This is a genomic window from Guyparkeria hydrothermalis, assembly GCF_023555375.1.
In the GTDB taxonomy this organism is placed as follows: domain Bacteria; phylum Pseudomonadota; class Gammaproteobacteria; order Halothiobacillales; family Halothiobacillaceae; genus Guyparkeria; species Guyparkeria hydrothermalis.
In genome coordinates this window covers 1-22,784 of the sequence record NZ_JAJSEE010000005.1, presented here as the reverse complement: position 1 = coordinate 22,784, position 22,784 = coordinate 1, and the positions used below count along the sequence as shown (strand labels likewise).

At 66.8% G+C, this 22,784-nt stretch carries 23 protein-coding genes and 2 tRNA genes; 12 read left to right on the top strand and 13 right to left on the bottom strand.

Going from position 1 to position 22,784, the window contains the following annotated elements:
• Positions 1 to 2: 2 nt before the first annotated feature.
• A complete protein-coding gene (recN, locus tag LV475_RS07695) occupies positions 3 to 1,691 on the top strand; it encodes a DNA repair protein RecN (protein WP_136867794.1) in 1,689 nt (562 codons plus the stop codon).
• 95 nt (positions 1,692 to 1,786) lie between these two features.
• On the opposite strand, the gene fur is transcribed toward recN, so the two are convergent.
• Positions 1,787 to 2,203 (bottom strand): ferric iron uptake transcriptional regulator, encoded by a 417-nt coding sequence (gene fur / locus LV475_RS07690; protein ID WP_197039201.1) that lies wholly within the window; start codon positions 2,201 to 2,203, stop codon positions 1,787 to 1,789.
• 215 nt (positions 2,204 to 2,418) lie between these two features.
• On the opposite strand from fur, the gene LV475_RS07685 reads away from it, so the two are divergent.
• Positions 2,419 to 2,940, top strand: coding sequence for an outer membrane protein assembly factor BamE (locus LV475_RS07685; RefSeq protein WP_169303669.1), 522 nt, complete (start codon positions 2,419 to 2,421; stop codon positions 2,938 to 2,940).
• Between the two features lie 70 nt (positions 2,941 to 3,010).
• On the opposite strand, the gene LV475_RS07680 is transcribed toward LV475_RS07685, so the two are convergent.
• From LV475_RS07680 to LV475_RS07670, 3 genes are all read right to left on the bottom strand, one after another.
• Positions 3,011 to 3,403 carry an RnfH family protein gene (locus tag LV475_RS07680; RefSeq protein WP_136867791.1) on the bottom strand — a complete coding sequence of 131 codons (393 nt, stop codon included), beginning with the start codon at positions 3,401 to 3,403 and terminating at the stop codon, positions 3,011 to 3,013.
• Positions 3,400 to 3,855, bottom strand: a complete 456-nt coding sequence (locus LV475_RS07675) for a type II toxin-antitoxin system RatA family toxin (RefSeq protein WP_136867790.1) — start codon at positions 3,853 to 3,855, stop codon at positions 3,400 to 3,402. The genes LV475_RS07680 and LV475_RS07675 overlap by 4 nt, the downstream gene beginning before the upstream one ends.
• A 108-nt stretch (positions 3,856 to 3,963) precedes the next feature.
• Positions 3,964 to 5,325, bottom strand: coding sequence for a sodium-dependent transporter (locus LV475_RS07670; RefSeq protein ID WP_169303668.1), 1,362 nt, complete (start codon positions 5,323 to 5,325; stop codon positions 3,964 to 3,966).
• A gap of 245 nt (positions 5,326 to 5,570) precedes the next feature.
• Here LV475_RS07670 and smpB point away from each other — a divergent pair, with 245 nt between their 5' ends.
• Positions 5,571 to 6,050 carry an SsrA-binding protein SmpB gene (smpB, locus tag LV475_RS07665; protein ID WP_136867789.1) on the top strand — a complete coding sequence of 160 codons (480 nt, stop codon included), beginning with the start codon at positions 5,571 to 5,573 and terminating at the stop codon, positions 6,048 to 6,050.
• Positions 6,051 to 6,251: 201 nt separating this feature from the next.
• Here smpB and hda read toward each other — a convergent pair whose 3' ends face one another.
• From hda to LV475_RS07650, 3 genes are read right to left on the bottom strand one after another with little or no spacing between them, the layout of a single operon-like run.
• Complete coding sequence (hda, locus tag LV475_RS07660; RefSeq protein WP_136867788.1) at positions 6,252 to 6,947, bottom strand: DnaA regulatory inactivator Hda; 696 nt, start codon at positions 6,945 to 6,947, stop codon at positions 6,252 to 6,254.
• Positions 6,948 to 6,952: 5 nt separating this feature from the next.
• On the bottom strand, positions 6,953 to 8,062 hold the full coding sequence (locus LV475_RS07655) for an AI-2E family transporter (protein WP_250106100.1): 1,110 nt from the start codon (positions 8,060 to 8,062) through the stop codon (positions 6,953 to 6,955).
• 35 nt (positions 8,063 to 8,097) lie between these two features.
• Positions 8,098 to 11,013: an insulinase family protein gene (locus tag LV475_RS07650; protein ID WP_250106099.1), complete on the bottom strand. Its 2,916-nt coding sequence runs from the start codon at positions 11,011 to 11,013 to the stop codon at positions 8,098 to 8,100.
• A 149-nt stretch (positions 11,014 to 11,162) separates the two neighbouring features.
• On the opposite strand from LV475_RS07650, the gene LV475_RS07645 reads away from it, so the two are divergent.
• From LV475_RS07645 to LV475_RS07630, 4 genes are all read left to right on the top strand, one after another.
• A tRNA-Leu gene (locus LV475_RS07645) sits at positions 11,163 to 11,249 on the top strand.
• Between the two features lie 136 nt (positions 11,250 to 11,385).
• Positions 11,386 to 12,306 carry a 30S ribosomal protein S6--L-glutamate ligase gene (rimK, locus tag LV475_RS07640; RefSeq protein WP_136867785.1) on the top strand — a complete coding sequence of 307 codons (921 nt, stop codon included), beginning with the start codon at positions 11,386 to 11,388 and terminating at the stop codon, positions 12,304 to 12,306.
• Positions 12,307 to 12,310: 4 nt separating this feature from the next.
• Positions 12,311 to 13,339 carry a succinylglutamate desuccinylase/aspartoacylase family protein gene (locus LV475_RS07635; protein ID WP_250106098.1) on the top strand — a complete coding sequence of 343 codons (1,029 nt, stop codon included), beginning with the start codon at positions 12,311 to 12,313 and terminating at the stop codon, positions 13,337 to 13,339.
• A 4-nt stretch (positions 13,340 to 13,343) separates the two neighbouring features.
• Positions 13,344 to 13,823: an ATP-dependent zinc protease family protein gene (locus tag LV475_RS07630; RefSeq protein ID WP_136867783.1), complete on the top strand. Its 480-nt coding sequence runs from the start codon at positions 13,344 to 13,346 to the stop codon at positions 13,821 to 13,823.
• Here the strand turns inward: LV475_RS07630 and LV475_RS07625 are convergent.
• Positions 13,810 to 14,235, bottom strand: a complete 426-nt coding sequence (locus LV475_RS07625) for a CBS domain-containing protein (RefSeq protein WP_136867782.1) — start codon at positions 14,233 to 14,235, stop codon at positions 13,810 to 13,812. The two genes, LV475_RS07630 and LV475_RS07625, sit on opposite strands and share 14 nt — an antisense overlap.
• Positions 14,222 to 15,457, bottom strand: a complete 1,236-nt coding sequence (locus LV475_RS07620; RefSeq protein WP_156227996.1) for a cation:proton antiporter — start codon at positions 15,455 to 15,457, stop codon at positions 14,222 to 14,224. The genes LV475_RS07625 and LV475_RS07620 overlap by 14 nt, the downstream gene beginning before the upstream one ends.
• 115 nt (positions 15,458 to 15,572) lie before the next feature.
• Between LV475_RS07620 and LV475_RS07615 the strand changes: the two genes are divergently transcribed.
• Positions 15,573 to 15,725 carry an entericidin A/B family lipoprotein gene (locus tag LV475_RS07615; RefSeq protein ID WP_169303667.1) on the top strand — a complete coding sequence of 51 codons (153 nt, stop codon included), beginning with the start codon at positions 15,573 to 15,575 and terminating at the stop codon, positions 15,723 to 15,725.
• Between the two features lie 106 nt (positions 15,726 to 15,831).
• Complete coding sequence (locus LV475_RS07610; RefSeq protein WP_156227994.1) at positions 15,832 to 15,981, top strand: entericidin A/B family lipoprotein; 150 nt, start codon at positions 15,832 to 15,834, stop codon at positions 15,979 to 15,981.
• A gap of 6 nt (positions 15,982 to 15,987) precedes the next feature.
• Here LV475_RS07610 and LV475_RS07605 read toward each other — a convergent pair whose 3' ends face one another.
• Complete coding sequence (locus tag LV475_RS07605; protein ID WP_197039199.1) at positions 15,988 to 16,971, bottom strand: alpha/beta fold hydrolase; 984 nt, start codon at positions 16,969 to 16,971, stop codon at positions 15,988 to 15,990.
• Positions 16,972 to 17,157: 186 nt separating this feature from the next.
• On the opposite strand from LV475_RS07605, the gene LV475_RS07600 reads away from it, so the two are divergent.
• The 3 genes from LV475_RS07600 (at position 17,158) to LV475_RS07590 (ending at position 20,232) form a co-directional block, all read left to right on the top strand.
• Positions 17,158 to 17,706, top strand: coding sequence for a type 1 glutamine amidotransferase domain-containing protein (locus tag LV475_RS07600; RefSeq protein WP_250106097.1), 549 nt, complete (start codon positions 17,158 to 17,160; stop codon positions 17,704 to 17,706).
• Positions 17,707 to 18,078: 372 nt separating this feature from the next.
• Positions 18,079 to 19,767 (top strand): dihydroxy-acid dehydratase, encoded by a 1,689-nt coding sequence (gene ilvD, locus LV475_RS07595; protein ID WP_250106096.1) that lies wholly within the window; start codon positions 18,079 to 18,081, stop codon positions 19,765 to 19,767.
• A 24-nt stretch (positions 19,768 to 19,791) separates the two neighbouring features.
• Complete coding sequence (locus tag LV475_RS07590; RefSeq protein ID WP_250106095.1) at positions 19,792 to 20,232, top strand: YtoQ family protein; 441 nt, start codon at positions 19,792 to 19,794, stop codon at positions 20,230 to 20,232.
• Positions 20,233 to 20,884: 652 nt separating this feature from the next.
• On the opposite strand, the gene LV475_RS07585 is transcribed toward LV475_RS07590, so the two are convergent.
• The 3 genes from LV475_RS07585 to icd all read right to left on the bottom strand — a co-directional run bounded on the left by LV475_RS07585 (position 20,885) and on the right by icd (position 22,590).
• A tRNA-Arg gene (locus LV475_RS07585) sits at positions 20,885 to 20,961 on the bottom strand.
• Between the two features lie 61 nt (positions 20,962 to 21,022).
• Entirely contained in the window at positions 21,023 to 21,211 is a 189-nt protein-coding gene (locus LV475_RS07580) for a CPXCG motif-containing cysteine-rich protein (protein WP_125198844.1), read from the bottom strand.
• A 122-nt stretch (positions 21,212 to 21,333) separates the two neighbouring features.
• Positions 21,334 to 22,590: an NADP-dependent isocitrate dehydrogenase gene (gene icd, locus LV475_RS07575; protein WP_250106094.1), complete on the bottom strand. Its 1,257-nt coding sequence runs from the start codon at positions 22,588 to 22,590 to the stop codon at positions 21,334 to 21,336.
• Positions 22,591 to 22,784: the final 194 nt, after the last annotated feature.

The window sequence follows — 22,784 nt, the reverse complement described above, 5'->3', positions numbered from 1 at the left end:
ACATGCTGACCACCCTATCGATCCGCCAGATCGCCCTGATCGACCAGCTCGAACTCGATTTCGCCGCCGGCATGACCGCGCTGACCGGCGAGACGGGCGCGGGCAAGTCGATCCTGATCGACGCGATCGGGCTGCTCCTGGGCGATCGCGCCAACATGAACCTGCTGCGCGCCGGTTGCGACCAGGGCGAGGTCACCGGCGAGTTCCTGCTGCCCGCGGACAGCCCGGCGGCGCGCTGGCTCGAGGAGCAGGAACTGGGCGAGGAACCGGAGGGCGACTCCCTGCCGCTGATCGTGCGCCGGCTGCTCTCGCGCGACGGCCGCTCAAAGGCCTGGATCAACGGTCGACCCGTGCCGGGTCAGACCCTCAAGGGGATCGGGCGGCACCTGATCGACATCCACGGCCAGCACCAGAACCAGCGATTGATGCAGGCGAAGACCCAGCTCGCCCTGCTCGATCATTTCTGCGACCTCAAGCGCCAGGTCGATGAGCTCGGCCGGCTGAGCCGGCAGATCCACGCCGACGAGCAGCAGCTTGCCAACCATCAGGCCGAGCAGGCCTCGCGCGCCGACCGGCTCGCCTTCCTCGAATTCCAGCTCGAGGAGATCGAGCGTGTCGACCCGCAACCCGACGAGTTCAACCAGCTGCACGCCGAGCTCAAGCGGTTGACGCGCCTCGACGAGTGGCGCCAGGTGCTGGCCGAACAGATGGCCGCCCTGTTCGACGAGGACGGCAACGCCCACGACCGCGTCGGCGCCGCCGAGCAGGCCCTCTCGCGGATCGCGGACCTCGACGAGGCGCTCGGCCCGGTGATCGAGACCCTGCAATCGGCCGAGATCCAGATCGCCGAGGCGGTCGACACCCTGCGTGATCGCCTCGAATCCGCCGAGGCCGACCCCGAGCGACTGGCCACCGTCGAGGCGCGGCTGGACACGCTGCACGAACTGGCGCGCAAGCACCGCGTCGCCCCCGAGGCGTTCGAACAGCACGTCCACGACCTGCGCGAGGAACACGAGCAACTCGAGCAGGCCGGCAGCACGCTGGGCGAAGTCGAGTCCCGCCTGGTCGAGAACCGCGCCACCTACGACCGTCTCGCCGCCGAGGTGAGCACAAAACGCGCAACCGGCGCGAAGAAACTGGCCGAGCGCCTCAAGGCCTCGATCCGTGAGCTGGGAATGCCCAATGGCGAGTTCGAGGTCCGACTGACCCAGCCGGAGACACTGGCCGAACGCCGCGGCGAGCGCGGCATCGACGAGGTGGTCTTCCTGATCAGCGCCAACCGCGGCCAGCCGGTCGCGCCGCTGGACCAGATCGCCTCCGGCGGCGAGCTCGCCCGCGTGAGCCTGGCGCTCAAGACCCTGACCGCCGGCGACGACCCGGTGGGCACCTTCATCTTCGACGAGGTCGATACCGGCATCGGCGGGGCGACCGCGGCGATCGTCGGGGCGCACCTGCGGGCACTGGGCGACTCGCGCCAGGTCCTGTGCGTCACCCACCTGCCGCAGGTCGCCGCCCACGGCCACCACCAGGCGCGCATCGAGAAGGACGAACAGGCCGACTCCACCCGTACCTGGGTGCGGGCGCTCGACCCGAACGAACGGGTCGAGGAACTCGCGCGCATGCTCGGCGGGCGCGAGGTCACCGAGCAGACCCGGGCGCACGCCCGCGAACTGCTCGACTCCTCGGCCTGAGCCACGCCCAACCCCCAACGCAAGACGCCCGCCCCAGGTCTCCCCAAGGCGGGCGTCTTGCGTTCAGGCCATCACGTCAGGCCCATCGCGGGCCCCTACTTCTTGCCGGTCGCCTTGCGGCTGATGCCGTAGATCACCAGCGAGTAGTCGGTCAGGTCGAAATCGAACTCGTCGGCGATCATCGCGATACGCTCCTGGATGATCGGATCGTGGAATTCCTCCACCTGCCCGGTCTTCACGCAGACCAGGTGATCGTGATCGCCCTTGGAGATCAGCTCGAACACGGCCTTGCCGCCCTCGAACTGGTGGCGCTTGAGGATGTCGGCGGTCTCGAACTGGGTCAGCACGCGGTAGACGGTCGCCAGGCCGATCTCTTCACCGCGGGCGAGCAATTCCTTGTAGACGTCCTCCGCGCTCATGTGCCAATCGGGGTTCGCCTCGATGATTTCGAGGATCTTCACCCGTGGCAAGGTGACCTTGAGGCCGGCCTTCTTGAGTTCGCTGGAATCCAAAACTTCTGCCCTCGATTGCGTGTGCTTGCGGGATTGTAACCGAAGATGCCGCCCAGACCGGAGCGCGATGCGCATAATCGATGCGCACGAGCCGATCGGCTGGCATCATCTGCCGGGCAAGCGCTTTCCGGTTCGTGCAGAGCCGCCCGACACTGCGTATGATTGAGCGCAGTCGAATGCCATCCAGACCATTCAGGAACAGGTTTTTCAGGATCATGCAGCGCTCACTTCTCACGCTCCCGCTCGTCGCCACCCTGCTCGCCGGCTGCTCGTCGGTCTACGTTCCGAGCTTCATCCAGGTCTACCAGCCGGATATCCAGCAGGGCAACATCTACGAGGAGGCGCAGATCGAGCGCCTGCGCGAGGGGATGCCGCAATCCCAGGTGCGCGCGATCCTCGGCACCCCCAGTCTCAACGACATCTTCCACCAGGGTCAGCGCGATACCTACATCTACTACGACAAGCGCGGCAAGGAAGAGGCCTTCCGCCACACCCTGGTGATCGAATACGACTCGACCGGTCGCGTCGCTTCCATCCAGCGTGACGGCATGGACCTGGCCGAGGCGCCGTCGATGAACAGCGCCGAGCTGCCCGACGAGGCCGAGGCCGCCTCGCCGAGCAACGCGCCGACCAACCCGGCGTCCGGCCCGACCGATGACGACAATCCCTACGACCTGGAAACGTCGGATGACGGTCAGCCCCTGCCGCAGACCCCGCCGGCGCAGGACCCGCTCTAAGATCGGGCACGGGAATCCATCGCCCCCTTGACCGGGTGCCGGCGATCGACAGAACGAACCGGCGTGAGTGCTACTCCGCCGGTTTTTTCGTGCCCGCCGGCGCCGGATCGGACTTGGACGCTGCCTTGCCGGCCGCGCGTTTTCCGGCGCCCGCGTTGCCAGCACTTTCCTTCTGGGCGCCTGTCTTCCGGGCCCCGTCCTTTTGAGCACGCTGGCGGCGCGCGGCCTTGGGGTCGGCAATCAGCGGCCGGTAGATCTCGACCCGATCCCACTCGCGCAACGCCTGCGACAGCGGCGCGACCTTGGCGAACACGCCGACCTTCTGCGTCGAGAGATCGATCTCGGGAAAGCGCTCGAGGATGCCGCTGAGACGAATCGCCTCCTCGACGGTCGCCCCCTCGGCGACATCCACCTCGAGGATTACCTGCACGTCCGGGCGGGCATAGGCCACCTCGACCTTCACGCGCCCTCGCCCCCGTCACGCGGGTAGACCTGGAAGGCACGCTTGCGGAAGGCCCCGACGAGGTTCTTGACGATCTCGCGGAACACCGGCCCGATCGCCCGTTCCAGCAGGCGGTTGGAAAACTCGAAGCGCATGTCGAGGGTCACGCGCGACCCGCCGTCGGGCAGGTCCTCGAACCCCCAGAACCCGTCGAGGTGTCGAAACGGTCCGTCGACCAGGGTCACCACGATGCGCGAGCCGGGCTCGTTGTGATTGCGGGTGACGAAGGTCTTGCGGATCGCGCCCTTCTTCAGCGTGATGCTCGCTTCGACCTCGTCCCCCGATGCCTGCAGGATGCGGGTCTGCTCGCACCAGGGAAGAAAGTCCGGATAGGCGTCGATGTCGTTGACCAGCGCGTACATCTGCAACGCGGAAAACGGCACATCGACCTGACGCTCGATGGTGGTACTCATGCCGGGAGGAAGTCGCCCTTGCGTTTCTTGCTTGCCCCACTGCCGGTCAAGGCGTGGGCAGTCTGTCGGAACGCGAAGTCTAGCAGAGCGGGAGGCCCGACCCGTCGGTCAGCCAAACAGACCCAGGCCGTTGAGGAACACCAGGGCCACGCCCAGCGGCGCGACGATGGCCGCCAGCCACCACCACAGCCGGTAGCGCCAGCCGGCCAGACCCAGTTCCTCGGCCGAGTCGGCCCGCGGCATACGCCAGGCGGCGAAGAGCGCGATCAGCATGCCGCCGGCCGGCAGGAGGATATTGGCCGTGGTGAATTCCAACAGGCCGAAGGCGGTCTTGCCAAACAGGGTCACGTCATCGAGCAGGTTGAACGACAGGGCCGCGAGCACCCCGATCGACCAGGTCGCCACACCCACGGCGATCGCCGAGTGCAGCCGGCGGACGCCGAAGCGCTCCCAGAGATACGACACCGCCGGTTCGACCAGCGAAATGGCGGAGGTCCAGGCGGCGATCGACACCAGCACGAACAGCACGATCGCGAGGAAATAGCCCCACTCCATCTGCCCGAGGGCCAGCGGCAGGGTCTGGAAGATCAGCCCCGCGCCCTGTTCGGGGCTCATGCCGTTGGAGAACACGATCGGGAAGATCACCATGCCGGCCAGCAGCGCGATGCCGGTGTCGAGCACGATGATCCAGATCCCGGCGCGCACGATCGAGGTGCCCCTGGGCATGTAGGAGCCGTAGACCATGATCGCGCCCATGCCGAGGCTGAGCGTGAAGAAGGCGTGGCCGAGCGCGACCAGGAAGGTCTGGGCCGTCACCTGCGAGAAGTCCGGCGCGAACATGAAGTCCATCGCCGGGGCGAAGCCGGAGGTACCGATGTTGTAGCCCACCAGCAGCACCAGGATCACGATCAGCAACGGCATCATGATCCGCGTGGCCAGCTCCAGCCCGCCACGCACGCCGCGCGCCACCACCGCGACCGTCATCACCATCGCGACGGTGTGCCAGAACAACAGCGTGCCGGGGTTGCCGACCAGCCCGTCGAACAGCCCCTCGATGGTTGCCGCGGACGCCCCGACGAATGCCCCGGTGGCGGCCTTCTCGACGTAGGACAGGGCCCAGCCCATCACCACCGAGTAGAAGCTCAGGATGAGAAAGCCGGTGAGCACACCCATCCAGCCGATCAGCTGCCAACCGCGACTGACGCCGGCCTGGTCGGCAAGCTTGCCCATGCCGATGATCGGGTTCGAGCGGGCGCGGCGCCCCAGCATCACCTCGCTGATCAGGATGGGCGTGGCCACGATCAGCAGGCAGGCGAGGTAGATCATCACGAACGCCCCGCCGCCGTTCTCGCCCATGATGTAGGGAAACTTCCAGATATTGCCCAGGCCGACGGCCGAGCCCGCCGAGGCCAGGATGAAGGCCAGCCGGCCACTCCACTCGGGATGGTTCTCGAGATGCTGTGCGGACACCGGGCTTCCTCTTCGATTTGATTGGGCGCGGCTCCCCTCCCGGGAGCGCGACGGATGGCCTGAAAGCTACCACCATGGGACCGGCGCGGCCAAGTTGGCCGGCCCCGGGGCGGAGAGAGCCGTCCCGAGGGGGCCGGACTCCCCACTGAAAAAGTGGGCGCCGGGGCAAGAGGGAAGCGGCCGACACGGGACAAAATTCTTTCGGATTCGGCAGGGCCGCGCCACGGCCCTGTTAGAATGAATCCATGAGCAAGAACACGAAACCCACGACCGGCCAGTCCACCATCGCCCTGAACAAGAAGGCGAAATTCGACTTCTTTCTCGGCGACCGCATCGAGGCCGGACTGGTCCTCGAGGGCTGGGAAGTGAAGGCCCTGCGCGCCGGCAAGGCCCAGATCGCCGACGCGCACGTCATCATCAAGGACGGCGAGGCCTGGCTGCTGGGCGCGGTGATCACCCCGCTCCTGCAGGCCTCGAGCCACGTCAAGCCCGATCCCACCCGCACCCGCAAGCTGCTGCTGCACGAGCACGAGCTGGCGCGCCTGATCGGGCAGGTCGAGCGCAAGGGCTTTACCATCGTGCCCACCGCGCTGTACTTCAAGCGCGGCATGGTCAAGCTCGAGATCGCGCTCGGCGAGGGCAAGAAGGCCCACGACAAGCGCGCGACCCTCAAGGACCGCGACTGGCAGCGCGACAAGCAGCGCATCGTCCGCCACACCATGTAGCGGACCTCTACACGATTCGATAACGTCTCTGCGAAACCGCCCTTCCGGGGCATGAGGATTTGCCCGCACTCCGCGTTGCCGTCACTCGACGGGCGGCAAGCCCGTCTTCGCTCCGGTGCCTTGATTGCGAACAAATCCTCAAGCCAGAAACGTCACCGAATCGTGCAGAGGCCCGCTGGCGGGGCAACAACCAATAGGCGCTCATTCCCCCTCGATCAGCACCTCGCGCACGAAGGGGATGGTCAGGCGCCGCTTGGCGATCATCGATTCGCGATCCAGCCGGTCGAGCGCGTCGAGCAGCGTGCCGACGTCGCGCGGCAGGTGGGCAAGCATCCATTGGGCCGTGCCATGCGGCATCTCCAGTCCGCGTGCCTGGGCCCGGGCGCGCAGCAACTCGATCTTCTCGCCGTCACCCGGCAAGTGCACGGCCATCATCGCCCCCCAGGTCAGCCGCGAGGCGAGATCTGCCAGCTTGACCGGCAGCTCGGTCGGCGGGTGCGATGCCGTCAACAGCAGCGGCACGCCGGCCTCCCGCGCCCGGTTGATCAGGTCGAACAGCATGAACTCGCCTTCCGCCTGGCCGATCACCGCGTCGACGTCGTCGATCACGGCCAGGGCGAACGCCTCAATCTGCTCGCTGGCCGCCGCCAGTTGCCCGCCGAGCTGGCGCAACGGCCAGTACGCGGCGGGACGCCCCATCGATCCGGCGTGATAGCAGGCGGCTTGCGCCAGGTGCGACTTGCCCGCCCCGGCCGGGCCGTGGATCAGCACCTGTGTCTCGCCACTGCCGGCCGCCTGCTCGGCCAGGGTGGCCTTGAGCAGCAGGTTCTCGTTGCCGATGAACCCCTCGAAGCTCGTGGGGGTGACGAGATCCAGCGCCAGCGGAATCTGCTGCATCCGGTTCAGTCCCTGGCCTCGTCACCCGCGTCCGCTACCGGGTCATCGCCCGAGCCATCGCCCGGCGGGAGCGCCCGCGCGTCGCGGCCGCGGTAGTAGCGACTCTGCTGGTAGGCAATCAGGGCGTGCTCGCCCAGCACGATCAGCACCGCCGAGACCGGCAGCGCGAGCAGGATGCCGAAAAAGCCGAACAGCTGGCCGCCGGCCATCACCGCAAAGATCACCGCCACCGGGTGCATGCCGATCTCGTTGCCGACGAAACGCGGCTGCCAGGCCACGGTCTCCAGTACCTGGCCGACGCCGAATACGCCGAGGACCAGCAACAGCGGCCAGATGCTGTCGGCCTGGATGTACATCGCGATCAGGGCGAGCGCCACGCCGGTGATGGTGCCGAGATACGGCACGAAGCTAACCAGCCCGGCGAACAGGCCGATCGCGATCCCGGTGTTGAGCCCGATCAGGGTCAGGCCGATCGAGTAGGTCACGCCGTTGGCGATCATCACCGCCAGCTGGCCGCGCAGGAAGTTGCCCAGCATCTGGTCGGACTCGCGCGCGAGCTCGACGATGGTCCCGGCGCGATGCCGCGGCAGCATCTGCTCGATGCGCTCGACCACCCGCGGCCAGTCGCGCAGCAGGTAGAAGGCGATCACCGGGATCAGCAGGAGATTCATCACCGCCACGAACACGGCCGTGCCGGTGGTCGAGACGTTCGAGAGCCCGTCGGCGAGCATCTTGCCGATGGTCTCGCCGTGCTTGACCAGGAGATCACGCAGCTGGCCGACGTGCAGTTCCACGCCGATGGTCTGGTTGACCCAGGGGATCACCCGCTGCTGGACGATATCGAGCAGTTGCGGGAAGACCCGCACCAGCCGCGCGGTCTGCTCGATCAGCACGGGGATCAGGGCGATCAACCCGACCAGGAGCAACAACGCGCCCACCAGGAAGATCAGCGAGGTGCCCCAGGTGCGCGAGATGCCGTGCCGGTCCAGGCGGGTGACCACCGGGTTGAACAGGTAGGCGATGATGAAGCCGACCACGAAGGGGCTCAGGATCGGCAACAGGAAATAGGAAACCAGCAGCAGACCGGCCAGGCCGATCCCGATCATCCAGCGCATCAATCCCCCTCCCTTGGTCGTGTCGCCCATCCGGCTCAGATCCGCTCGATCCGCAGGTTCAGCGCCTTGAGATCATCCTCGCGCGACGGCCCGGCCAGCACGCCCACCGAGGCGGTCTCCGGCTTGAGGTAGGTCTCGGCCACCCGCTTCAAGTCATCCTGGGTCACGTCGAGCACCCGGGCGCGCATCGCGCGCAGGTCGTCCGGCGTGCGCCCGTGCAGCGTGTCCATGAAGGCCTTCTTCGCCTCGCCGGCCGGCGAGCCCGGCTTGTCGATCGAGGCGATCACGCCAAAGATCGCCTCGTCCACGGTGCGGTCCTCGTGGGCATTGTCGACCACCCAGTCGACCGCGCGATCGAAGTCCTCGAGCGTCTCGGCCAGGCGCGGGTCGCGGTATGAGAAGAAGCGGAAGGCGCCGGACTCGGCGTCATAACCGGCGCCGCCACCGTAGGCCCCGCCCTTCTCGCGGATGGCCGTGTGCAGGAAGCCGTTGCGCATGAAGCCGCCCAGCACGGCCAGCGCCGCGGCGTCCGGGTGCTTGGGCGGCACGCCGGCATGTGCCTTGGCGCAGTAGTTGACCGCGAGGTTGCCGATCCAGGCCTCGCGCACCTGCGCCTCGTGGCGGCCCAGCGCGAACGGCTTGTCCGTCTGCCCCTGATGCATGTGCGGGCGCAGAGCCTGGGCCATCTCGGCGAAGTGGCGCTGCTCGGTGACCACGTTGTAGTGGCGCAGCCCGCCCTTGAGCTTGTCGTGCAGGCGAGCGAGCCGCTCGGCCAGGTCGTATTGCGACTCACGCTGCTCCAGACCGTCGTCCATCGCCTTGATGCGGCGCACGGCCGAGACCCCGGCGGTGTCGTGGCGCATCGCCGCGCGTGCCGACATGCCCGAGGAGGCCAGCAGCATGGCGTGGACATGGCCACGACCGGCCACGCCCTGCTCGGTGCCGAAACGCATCTGGCTGACGAGATCCCGAATGCGGTCGATCTCGTCGAAACGCGCGGCATCCAGGTGCTGATGGAACAGGTCGACCATCGCATCGGCGTGGCGCACCAGCGACTTGCCCGACAGCAGCCAGAAGCCGCTGGTCCGGTGGACGTCATCGATGCCCGCGCGTACCGACGCGCCCGAGGCGAAACCACCGGTCTTCGCCGCCACGGCCTCCGCCATCTGCAGGTAGTCTCGGTCACCGGCGCCCAGCTCGGTCAGAAGCCCGGTGTAGACCGGCATCAGCTCGAGCTCGTCGCGGGAGAGCTCGGGCAGATCGATCGCCAGCTGCAGGTAGGCCAGGCCATTGGTGCTGCGGTTGTACCAGCGCTGGCTCGAGGGCTGATGCACGAACTGCTGCGGCTGCGGGATCTCGATGTCCGCGGGGATGTCCTCGCGCGTCACCGTCGGCAGGATGGAGAGATCGCCCTCCTCGGCCTGGCGGTCGGCCAGTGCCTTGGCCTGCTCGACGATGCGCTGCTTGTCCTCGTCGGTGAGCGTGTCCTGCATGGCCGCCAGCCGCGCCTTTTCCGCCGCTTGCTGCCGCGCGGAGAGCTCGGTGTCCGGTTTGAGTACCAGTCGCACGCGGTGCGGGTTGTCCAACAGCAGCCGACGGACGAGGTTGGGAACGAACTGCGGGTCGGCGGCCTTGGCGCGCAGGCGCTCGAGCGCGGGCTCCAGGTCGAGCAGGTTGATCGGGTCGCTGTCGTGGATCGCCGCCGGCAGGGCCTGGACGATCAGGTGCAGGCCGTAGGGGAAGCCGTCGCCGGTGACCTCGCGCTGTTCGAGCTCGAGCTGGTGGAGCACCGACTCGACCATGTCGGGGTCGACGCCCTTGTCCGCCACCTCGGTGAGCGTGTCGAGGATCAGCGTTTCGACCGCCTCGGCCCGGTCGGCTTCGCTGCCCTCGAGCCCGGCGACGAAAACCATCTGGCGCTGGGAGTCCTCCAGGCCCAGCACCGGCGACGGCGCGGCACCCAGATCCGTGGTTTCCAGGGCCTTCAGCAACGGCGAGGCGCTGTTCTCCAGCAGCACGCCCTCGAGCAGTTGCGCCTCGAGGCGCGCGTCGAGATCGGCGCTCTCGCCCAGCATCCAGCCGACGTTGACGTGGGTCTTCTCGGCGGTGTCCTCGTCGTCGAGCGGGTAGACGTCCTCGACCTGCTTGGGGCCGGCGAAGATCGATTGGAGCGGCACGGCCGAGTCAGGATCGATCTTGTCGAAGCGGGCCAGGGCCCGCTCCTCGAATTCCGTCTGCAGGCGCGCGACCGGCTGGTTGCCGTAGGTCATGAACACCGCGTTCGACGGGTGGTAGAAGCGCTTGTAGAACGCCACCATCTGCTCGTAGGTGAGATCCGGGATGCGGGCCGGATCGCCACCGGAGTTGTGGTGATAGGTGGTGTCCGGGAACAGCTCGCGCGACAGCGTCTGCCAGAGCACCGAGGTCGGGTCGCTCATCGCCCCCTTCATCTCGTTGAACACCACGCCCTTGAAGGTCAACGGGGTGGACGGGTCATCCCACTGCTCGAATTCCACCCGGTGGCCTTCCTGGCGAAAGTCCAGCTCGTCGATGCGCGAGAAGAAGGTCGCGTCGAGGTAGACGTCGAGCAGGTTGTAGAAGTCCTTCTCGTTGCAGGAGGCGAACGGGTAGGCCGTCCAGTCGCTCGAGGTGAAGGCGTTCATGAAGGTGTTGAGCGACCGGCGGATCATCATGAAGAACGGGTCGCGAACGGGGTAGCGCTCCGAGCCGCACAGCGCGGTGTGCTCGAGGATGTGCGCCACGCCGGTGGAGTCCTCCGGCACCGTGCGCAGTCCGACCAGGAAGACGTTCTGGTCGTCTTCGGTGGCGAGGTGGTAATGCCGGGCGCCGGTCTTGTCGTGCCGGTACTCCTCGACGGTCAGGTTGAGCGCTTCGATGGGAACCGAGCGCTGCAGGGTGAACGCGGGGTGGTGACCGTTGGCTTGTGACATGCTTGCGCGTGACTCCGGGTGGTTATCACTGAATGAATTAAACGTGGCAGTGTAACGCACATGCTCTGGCTTGCATGCCGTTCGCGGGGTGGCGGAAAAGGCGATAGAATGCCGCCCCCGCCGGGCGTCCCGCCCGATGCGCTCCCACCGCGGGTGTGGTGGAATTGGTAGACACAGCAGACTTAAAATCTGCAGGCCGAAAGGCCGTGCCGGTTCGAGTCCGGCCACCCGCACCAGATCAAGCGACCCTTCCGATCCGGCGTCCCCATGCGGATCAGGCATTGCCCACGCCGGCATGAACTTCCCCCCGGTTGGGCCTACAGTTGGGTCATCATTCACACGACCCATTTCCCTTTCGGATCGAACCACGCCATGAAGATAGCCATCCTGTCGCGCAACCCGAGGCTCTACTCCACCCGCCGCCTGATCGAGGCGGCCGAGGAGCGCGGCCACGAGGTGCGGGTGCTCGACGTGCTGCGCTGCTACATGAACATCGCCTCGAACAACCCCGAGGTGCATTACAAGGGCGAGGAGCTCGAGGATTTCGACGCGGTGATCCCGCGGATCGGCGCCTCGATCACCTTCTACGGCTCGGCCGTACTGCGCCAGTTCGAGATGATGGGCACCTTCCCCTTGAACGAGTCGGTCGCCATCAGCCGCTCGCGCGACAAGCTGCGCTCGCTGCAACTGCTCTCGCGCAAGGGCATCGGCCTGCCGGTGACCGGCTTTGCCCATCGCCCCGACGACGTCGAGGACCTGATCAAGATGGTCGGCGGCGCCCCGCTGGTGATCAAGCTGCTCGAGGGCACCCAGGGCATCGGCGTGGTGCTGGCCGAGACCAAGCAGGCCGCCGAGAGCGTGATCGAGGCCTTCATGGGCACCAAGACCAACATCCTGGTGCAGGAGTACATTCGCGAGGCCAACGGCGCGGACATCCGCTGCCTGGTCATCGGCGACAAGGTGGTCGCGGCCATGAAGCGCCAGGGCAAGGAAGGCGAATTCCGCTCCAACCTGCATCGCGGCGGCTCGGCCAGCCTGATCCGCATCACCCCGGAGGAACGCTCGACGGCCGTGCGGGCGGCCAAGACCATGGGCCTGAACGTCGCCGGCGTCGATCTCCTGCGCTCCAACCACGGCGCGGTGGTCATGGAGGTCAACTCCTCGCCGGGCCTCGAAGGCATCGAGACCGCCACCGGCAAGGACATCGCCTCGATGCAGATCCAGTTCATCGAGAAGAAGCTCGCCGAACGCCGCACCAAGCGCGGCCTGACTCGCACGCGCGGCCAGGGCTGACACCATGCGCGAGGCCTTCGAGATCGCCGGACGACGCGTTGCCCCGGGCAAGCGCGCCCTGGTCGACCTGCCCATGCCGCGACTGAGCTCGCACACCGAGCTCTCCATGCCGGTGCACGTCATCCACGGCCGGCGCGACGGCCCGACGCTGTTCGTCTGCGCGGCCATCCACGGTGACGAGCTCAACGGCGTGGAGATCATCCGCCGGGTCCTCAAGACCCGCGCGCTGCAACGCCTGCGCGGCACGCTGATCGCCGTGCCGGTGGTCAATGCCTACGGCCTGATCCACGAAAGCCGCTACCTGCCCGACCGCCGCGATCTCAACCGCTCCTTTCCCGGCTCCGACGAGGGCTCGCTGGCCGCGCGCCTGGCCCACCTGTTCCTCGAGGAGATCGTCAGCCGCTGCAGCCACGGCATCGATCTCCACACCGGCGCGATCCACCGCACCAATCTGCCGCAGATCCGGGGCAATCTCGACGACCCCGAGACCCTGCGACTGGCGCGCGCCTTCGGTGTGCCGGTGCTGCTGAATTCCTCCCTGCGCGACGGCTCGCTGCGTGCCGCCGCCGGCGAACGCGGCATTCCCACCCTGCTCTACGAGGCGGGCGAGGCGCTGCGCTTCGACGAAGTCTCCATCCGCGCCGGCACCCAGGGCGTGCTCAGCGTCATGCGCGCGCTGGGCATGCTGGCGCCCTCGCGGCGGAAGACCGAGCGACCGGAACCGTTCGTCTCGCGGCGCAGCCTCTGGGTGCGCGCCCCGGAGAGCGGCATGCTGGGCACCGCCGTGCGCCTCGGCGCCCAGGTCTCGCGCGGCGAGACGCTCGGTTACGTCGACGATGCGTACAGCGGACGGCGCGAGGCGATCATCTCGCCCAGCGACGGCGTGGTGATCGGTCGACTGGAACGGCCGCTGGTGCACGAGGGCGACGCGGTCTATCACATCGCGCGATTCAAGGGCGACGTCAGCGAGATCGCGGGCACGGTGGAGGACTTCCAGGCCGGCCACGCCGACGACGAGGAAGGGGAGGACTGATCGGATGACGGACGAGCCCATCGACGCGAACGAGGGTCTGGTCCGCCTGGGCTGGCGCGAATGGGTGGCCCTACCCGATCTGGGTATCCGCCGGATCAAGGTAAAGGTGGATACCGGCGCGCGTACCTCGGCGCTGCACGCCTTCGCCGTCGACCCGTTCCGTCGCGACGGTCGCGACTGGGTGCGCATCGGCATGCATCCCATCCAGGGCGACAACGACACGGTGGTCCACTGCGAGGCCGAACTGCTCGATCGGCGCCTGGTCTCGGATTCGGGCGGCCACCGCGAGAACCGCTACGTGATCGCCACGCGGCTGATGATCGGCGAGCTCGAGGAGCGCATCGAACTCACGCTGACCGACCGCGACACCATGCGCTTTCGCATGCTGCTGGGCCGCAAGGCGATGGAGGGGCGCTTCCTGGTCGATCCGGCGGCCTCCTACCTCACCGGCAAGCCCGACCTGCCGAAACCTAGTACCGGTTGATCGCCTTGCGCAGCAGGTCGGCGATGCGGATCACCCCCAGCAGCCGCCGCTCGCCGTCGACCACCGGGATCGCCTCGACCCGCCGCTCCATGTGGTGGTGGAAGACCTCGCTGATGCGCTCGTCCGGGCGCATCACCAGCACGTGATCGTCCATGTGCTCGCGCACCGAGCCCCCGACCACCCGCTCGACCAGCTGCCGCCGGCTGTGGGTCGGCCGCAGGTGGGCGAGCAGCAGCCCCGCCAGCCGACGGAACCCCAGATGCCCGCAGACCCGACCCTCGGCGTCGACCACGTAGATATCCCGCACCTCGGGGTGCTCCAGGAACAATGCCGCCGCCTCCGGCAACGAGGCCTCCGGCGAGACGGTCACGGCCTCGGCCGGGTGCGCGGCCAACCAGTCACTTGCCTTCATCGCCGTTCCTCCTACCCTGTTGTCCGGCGTGCTGGCCGCCGTTGGCCATGTCGAGTTCGCCGGCGCGCTGCAAGCCGAAGCGGGCCGCCAACGCCCCGATCGATTCGGTCAGCAGCGTACTCGCCGTGATGATGTTGATCGCCAGGGTCGCCATCTCGGCAAAGCGCGGCTGACCCTCGAGCATCAGGGCCATGCCCACGGCCACGCCCCCCTGCGGCAACATGCCCAGTCCCACGTTGTTGGCGATCGCCGGCGGCGCCCCGCCGAGACGGGCACCGATCCACGAGCCGACCACCTGGCCGGCCGCGCGCAGCATGAAGAACAGCAGGATCAACCAACCGTGCTCGACCGCCACCGACAGGTCGAAGTACAGCCCGGCGAAGGTGAAGAACAGCACGAACACCATTTCCTCGAGCTGCTCGACCGGCTCGAACAGTCGCTCGGCGTGCGACCCGCCAAACCAGCGGGCGGTGAACCCCAGCGTCATGGCGGCCAGCAGGCCGGAAAAGTGCCAGGCCTCGGCCAGTCCCACCAACAGGATGATGGCACCGACCAGCGCGACCAGGCGCAGTTCGTGTTCGTGCAACAGGCGGCTGATCCGCTCGATCAGCCAGCCACCGATCCCGCCGATCACCAACGCCGCGACGATCTCCCAGACCACCAGCGGAAGGGCCGAGACCACGCCATCGGCGGCCAGCAGCGCCAGCACCACGGAAAAGATCACCACGCCCAGGGCATCGTCCATCGCCACCATGCCAAGCAACGCGGTGGTCAATGGCCCGCGGGCCCGGTACTGGTGGATAATCGCCACGATCGCCGCCGGCGCGGTGATGGTCGCCAGCGCGGCGAGCACCAGCGGTACGCCCCAGCCCGGCAGATCGGGCACGCCGACGCCCAGCCAGACGAACCCCGCGAACACCAGCAGGAACGCGCCGGTCACCTTGCCGACGGTCGCGGTAATGATCGACACGCCCAGGCGGCGCAGCTGTCCGACCGTCGCCGCCCCGCCGATCAGGTAGGCGACGATGCCCAGCGCGATCGCCACCAGCGGCTGGGTCCAGCGCGCGGCATCCAGGCCGAGGTAATCCCCCAACAGATCCGGCGAGAACAGCATCCCGATCAGGATGTAGCCGACCACCCGGGGCACGCCGAAATAATGACTACCCAGCGTGCCGAAGGCCAACCCGGCCAGCAGCAGGATGCCGATCAGCAGTATCTCCACGAATCCTCCTTGCCTCGCGCCGGTGCCGACGCCGAACCCTCGCCTCGGGAACCTTTGGCTCCGGCGGCTATCCTACGTCGTGCAACACGCACAAAAACGAAAAAGGGGAAGCGACATGATGATTTCCGTTCTCAAGCGCATGAGCCTGCTCGTCCTCCTTGCCGGGCCCCTCGCCTTCCTGTCCGGCTGCAACACGATGGAAGGCCTGGGCCAGGATACCCAGGAACTGGGCGAGTCGATCGAGGGCGAGGCCCAGGAACACGATTAACCCCGTACCGCCCGATGGCGGACCCGAAGCCACGTCCGATCCGGCGTGGCTTTTTTGTGGGCACTTGCCCCCATCGCTGCGTGACAACCCACACGGAGACCGTGACATGATCCACCGATTTCTCGGCCGGCTGACGGGCATCGCCCTTCTCGCCGGCCTGCTGGCCATCACCGCCGGCTGTAACACGATGAAGGGGCTGGGCGAGGACATCCAGAACCTCGGCCACTCCATCGAGGGCGCGGCGCAGGACGACTGACCGCGGTCAGTCCGAACCATTCCCGGGGTGGGCGAGTACCCGCCCCAACGCCTCGCCGAATGCTCGCGGCACCTCCTCCCAGGGGAAATGCACGCAGCGATCCAGCAATTCCACCTGTCCGAGCGACAGATTCGCGCGCAACGCCTCGAGATTCACCGGCATAAGCAGGTCCTGTCGGCAGGCGACCACGTCGATCGGCATGTCCCACTCGCGAATGGTCGCGTAGTCCACCGGGTTCTCCCGGTAGGCCCGCCACCCCTCGATATTCAGTTGCGCCGAAAAATCCGAGGCATCGAACTGCTCGGCATAACGCTGGCCCTGCTCGTAATCGAGGAAGTAGCTGGGCAACGAACGCTCGATCTGGTGCCGCGCGGTCGCCGCGGCGTCCTCGCCACCGCCCATGCGCTGCTCCCAGGCGGACTCGTCGTCCCAGGCCTGGCCCAACGCCCTGGCCCGGCGCCGGTCGATCTGCTCGGCGACGTCACGCATCGCCAGACGTTCCGGGTCGACGGGATTGAACAGCACCAGCCGCCGGACCGCGTCGGGGTGCGCCCGGGTGTAGAGCAGTGCCATCAGCGCGCCCCAGGAATGTCCCAGAAGCACCACCGGTCGCTCGTCGGCCACCGCCCGACGCAAGGCCTCGACCTGGGCCACCCAGGTATCCAGCAGCGGCTGGCCGACAAGCCCCGTTCCGCCCGCCGCGTTCTCGCCCACCCCGATCATGTCCATGATGGCCGTCCGGTAACCGAGCTCGGCCAACCGATGCTGCACCGGCTCGAGATTCCAGCTGGAAAACCCCGGCCCGCCAGCCAGCACGATCGCCACGGGTGGAGCGCCATCGTCGCACCGACTGCGCTCACCCGAGGCCTCCACGACGTGGTAACTCAGGCTGCGCTCATCGAGCGTGACGGTTTGCACCGGCGTCGTGAAGCCGGCCTGCGCGAGCCCAGTCAGCGCGAGTCCGGCTCCCAACCAGCCGGCCAGCGCCACGGACCGAAGCCATCCGGCCGGTCGACATTCGGCAAACAACCATCGGCTCATCGGGTGGGCCTCGCCAAGAGTTGAAAACGGACTAAACGGATTGCGCCAAGCCTAGTCGATCCCGCGTGCTGAAGAGACACGGTTAATCTTCTAGCCTCGGGGACACGTTTTTGACGTTCCCCAAGGAGGCAACGGATGATCGAACAACTCAATGGCAAACGTGTCGCCCTGCTGGTTGCCGATGGCTTCGAGCAGGTGGAGCTCACCGAACCCAAGCGCGCGCTGGAAGAGGCCGGCGCGATCGCCCAGATCGTCTCGCCCGCCGACGGCCGCGTGAAGGGCTGGCAGCACACCGACTGGGGCGATGCCTTCGACGTCGACGTGCCCCTGGATTCGGCCAGCGAATCGGACTTCGACGCACTGGTGCTGCCCGGCGGGGTGATGAACCCGGACGCCCTGCGGCAGAACGCAAAGGCCGTCGCCTTCGTGCGCGAGTTCTTCGATCACCACAAGCCGGTCGCCGCCATCTGCCACGGCGGCTGGACGCTCGCCGAGGCCGACGTGCTGCAGGGTCGGCGCGTGACCTCCTACCCCAGCATCCAGACCGATCTGAAGAACGCCGGGGCGGTCTGGGTCGACGAGGAGGTCGTCGTCGACAACGGGCTGGTGACCAGTCGCAATCCCGACGACCTGCCGGCCTTCAACGCCAAGCTGGTCGAGGAAATCGCCGAAGGCCGGCACTGACCCCTTGACGGATTCGCTCAACAGCCCGGCAGACTGCCGGGCTTTTTCGTACCCTCACTAGGGAAACTCTGCACGAATGCCATACCGCTCTGCGTGCCTCGAGCCGGGCAGATGCAAGGCGCTCGTCCGCCGCAGAAAAGTCATTCTCTTTCCAAGAACGACAACACAGCAGATGCCCGGCTCAAGGCGCGCCCTGCGGGGCTTGGCGAGTCGCCCGTGCTCTGCGTTGCGATGTCTTGACGTGGCCACCGGCACGCCGGCGACATCGCGCCTTGATCACGAACGACTCGCCAAGCCAGAGTGGCATGGCATTCGTGCAGAGTTTCCTTAGCATTCAGCATCCCGAATCCGATTTAAGAAAGGAGAGCGTGCATGAGCGACCAGCCGACCGATCCGCGCCGACGCCATTCCGCCCCGGTGGTCGATGGCATCAACAAGTCCGCCAGCCGCGCGATGCTGCGCGCGGTGGGGTTCCAGGACGAGGACTTCACCAAGCCGCAGGTCGGCATCGCCTCGACCTGGAGCCAGGTCACGCCCTGCAACGCGCATATCGACACGCTCGCCGACGCCGCCCGCACTGGTGCCGACACCGCCGGCGGCAAGGGCGTCATCTTCAACACCATCACCATCTCGGATGGCATCGCCAACGGCACCGAGGGGATGAAGTACTCGCTAGTCTCGCGCGAGGTGATCGCCGACTCGATCGAGACGGTCGCCGGCTGCGAGGGCTTCGACGGGCTGGTCGCCATCGGCGGCTGCGACAAGAACATGCCGGGCTGCCTGATCGGCATGGCGCGCCTCAACCGCCCGTCGGTGTTCGTCTATGGCGGCACCATCATGCCGGGCAAGTGCCACACCGATATCGTCTCGGTTTTCGAGGCGGTCGGTGCCTACACCCAGGGCGAGATCGACCTGCCGCGCCTGGAGGACATCGAGAAGACCGCCATCCCGGGCCCCGGCTCCTGCGGCGGCATGTACACCGCCAACACCATGGCCTCGGCGATCGAGGCACTCGGCATGAGCCTGCCGGGCAGCTCGGCGCAGAACGCGGTCTCCGAGGAGAAGCGCGCCGACAGCGAGGCGGCCGGCGAAGCGGTGCTCGACCTGCTGGACAAGGACATCAAGCCGCGCGACATCATGACCCGCGAGGCCTTCGAGAACGCCATCACGGTGACGATCGCCCTGGGCGGCTCGACCAACGCGGTGCTGCACCTGCTGGCGATGGCCAACGTCGTCGACGTGCCGCTCACGCTCGATGATTTCACCGAGATCGGCCGGCGCGTGCCGGTGCTCGCCGACCTGCGGCCCTCCGGGCACTACATGATGAGCGAGCTGGTGGAGATCGGCGGCATCCTGCCGCTGATGAAGAACCTGCTCGATGCGGGCCTGCTGCACGGCGACTGCCTGACCGTCACCGGCCGGACGCTCGCGGAGAACCTTGCCGACGTGGTGCCCTACCCCGACGACCAGCAGATCATCGCCCCGCTCGACCAACCGCGTAAGGCCGACAGCCATCTGCGCGTCCTCAAGGGCAACCTCGCCCCGGAGGGTGCCGTGGCCAAGATCACCGGCAAGGAGGGCACGCGATTCTCCGGCACCGCGCGGGTGTTCGGCTCCGAGGAAGAGGCCCAGGCGCGCATTCTCGACGGCACGGTCACCGCCGGCGACGTGGTGGTGATCCGCTACGAGGGCCCGCGCGGCGGGCCGGGCATGCGCGAAATGCTCTCGCCCACCTCGGCGATCATGGGCCGGGGGCTTGGCAAGGAGGTCGCCCTGATTACCGACGGGCGCTTCTCCGGCGGCAGCCACGGCTTCGTTGTCGGCCACATCACGCCCGAGGCGTTCGACGGCGGACCGATCGCGCTGGTCGAGGACGGCGACACCATCACCATCGACGCCGTGGCGGACACCATCGAGGTCGACGTCGAGCCGGACGAGCTCGAGCGCCGCCGCGCGAAATGGCAACGCCCGGCGCCCAACTACCCGCGCGGCGTACTGGCAAAATACGCGAAAACCGTCAGCTCGGCCTCCACCGGCGCGGTGACCGATCTGCCTGACTAAAGCGAATCAACGAGGAGCATTCCGATGAGCCTGACCGTCTATCTTTCCGGCGAGATCCACACCGACTGGCGCGAGCAGATCGAACAGGGCGCACGTGACGCCGGTCTCGATATCCTGTTCACCCGCCCGGTCACCGACCACGCCGCCAGTGATGCCGCCGGCGACCTGCTCGGCGAGGAATCAAAGCAGTTCTGGCGCGACCACAAGTCGGCCAAGGTCAACGCGATCCGCATCAAGACCCTGCTCGAGCAGGCCGACGTCGCCGTGGTGCGCTTCGGCGACAAGTACAAGCAGTGGAACGCCGCCTTCGACGCCGGCTACTGCGCCGCGATGGGCACGCCCTACATCACCCTGCACGACGAGGACATCGTCCACCCGCTCAAGGAAGTCGACGCCGCCGCCATGGCCTGGGCGACCACCCCGGAGCAGGTGGTCGGCATTCTCAAGCACGTAATGCGGGATTAACTCGCTGATTTCCTCTTTCTCCTGTGCGTTCAAAAAGAAAGGCAGCTGAGATTCTCAGCTGCCTTTCTGCTTTTGATGCCGTTAGAGAATCAGTGGCAATGAACGATTCCAGTACTGTTTTCCATGTGGCAACACTGCCCCGGAGGGGAGCTTTTCCGGCATCCGCCTCCGTGCTCCAAGACTTCAGCACCCTTGTACGTTGGCACCGATGTCCCAGCGACGGCCACGTTACCCAACCCCATGGACAGCATCCCCGCGGTAAAAACCATAAGCATCGTTTTCATCTCGCTCCCTCCTTGCTAGAAGCGTCTTGACGTTAGCACGATCATACGGAAACACGCATGTATTTATTCTTAAACAGGAAACGAGGGACCAGAGCCAAACATTGATGCTTCCACCGGGACGCACGGCGATAACACTCACCACAAGAAAACCCCGCACGAGGCGGGGCAACAAGGAGTGAGAGAAAAATCACCAAGCGAGAGCGGTCTCGAGGGAGCACCTGAAGGAGGCAGGTATCCGCTCATGGTTGGCGCTGGGATCAAGAAACGATCAGCGGCCAGCCACGTGGTGACTGTGTCAGGCGCATGTGACATGGATGTGTATTACTTGCGCCGATTCCGGCGGGGCTGGACACGTCAAACAGGATGTCTGGCGCCCAAGGCAGGATTCGAACCTGCGACCTACCGCTTAGGAGGCGGTTGCTCTATCCAGCTGAGCTACATGGGCAGTCGGAAGGCGGCGAGATGGTAACACGCGCGATGAACCGCCCTCCAGACGGCCAAGCGCCTCATTCGTTTTCCTGGTGCAACTCCAGCGTGGGGCCTTCGGCGGTCCACTTGATGGTCACCACGATCGGCTGGCAGCAGACGCTGCAGTCCTCGACGAAGGTCTGCTCGCCGGCGCTGGTGTCGATCGAGAAGTCGACCGGCTCGCCGCAGTAGGGACAGACGGCACTGGCGTCGATGAGGGGTTCCATGGCGCGCCTCCTGGGGAACGACGCAGGCAATTTTCCTGCCTCAGAAGCGTAGCAGGCGCGCCCGGAAATACCCGGACGCGCCTGCTCGTTTTTCACCTGGCGGCAAGATGCCGCAAAGCGGATCAACCCATCTGGCGGATCAGCTCCTCACCAAAGGCCTTGCAGCCGATCTGGTTGGGCTTGTCCATCAGGCGGGCGAGATCGCCGGTGACGTTGCCGCTGGCGATCGCGCCTTCCATCGCCTTGATGACGGCATCGGCGGCCTCGGTCCAGCCGAGGTGGCGCAGCATCATCTCGGCCGAGAGGATGACCGACGACGGGTTCGCGAGATCCTTGCCGGCGATGTCCGGGGCGGTGCCGTGGGTGGCCTCGAACATGGCGACGGTGTCGGAGAGGTTCGCGCCCGGCGCGATGCCGATGCCGCCGACCTGCGCGGCCAGCGCATCCGAGACGTAGTCACCGTTGAGGTTCAGGGTGGCGACCACGTCGTACTCTTCCGGCACCAGCAGGATCTGCTGCAGGAAGGCATCGGCGATCGAGTCCTTGATGACGATGTCGCGGCCGGTATTGGGGTTCTTGAGCTTCATCCACGGACCGCCGTCGAGCGGCTCGGCGCCGAACTCTTCCTTGGCGAGCTCGTAGCCCCAGTTCTTGAAGGCCCCTTCCGTGAATTTCATGATGTTGCCCTTGTGCACCAGGGTGACCGACTCGCGGTCGTTGGCGATCGCGTACTCGATCGCGCGGCGCACCAGGCGCTTGGTGCCGTCCTCGGAGACCGGCTTGATACCGATGCCCGAGCTCTCCGGGAAGCGGATGTTCTCGACGCCCATCTCGTCCTGCAAGAAGTCGATCACCTTCTTCACTTCCGGGGTGCCCGCGGCCCACTCGATGCCGGCGTAGATGTCCTCGGAGTTCTCGCGGAAGATGACCATGTCGGTCTTCTCCGGGTGCTTGACCGGGCTCGGGGTGCCGGTGAAGTAGCGCACCGGGCGCAGGCAGACGTACAGGTCGAGCTTCTGGCGCAGGGCGACGTTCAGCGAACGAAAACCGCCGCCGACCGGCGTAGTCAGCGGCCCCTTGATGGAGACGACGTAGTCGCGGATCGCCTCCATGGTCTCGGCCGGCAGGCCGCTGCCGTCCGGGTAGACTTCCGTGGACTTCTCGCCGGCGTAGACCTCCATCCAGGCGATCTGGCGCTTGCCGCCGTAGGCCTTCTCGATGGCCGCGTCGATGACCTTTTTCATCACCGGCGTGACGTCGATACCGATGCCGTCACCCTCGATGAACGGGATGATCGGCCGATCCGGCACGGTCAGCGTGCCGTCGGCGGTGACGGTGATCTTGTCGCCCTCGGGGATGGTGATCTTCTCGAAGCCCATGTGTTCTCTCCTGGCTGGATGCGTGGGGGGCAAATGGTCATGGCCGACCCTGCCCGAGATGGCCGGCATTATACCGATTCCCCCCGCCCGGCCGAGGTGCGCCGCCAGCCCGCATCCGAGCTTGCTTAGGGAAGGTCTGCACGATTCGATGACGTCTCTGCGGGACCTCCAAGGGCCCAGATGCAAGGCGCAGC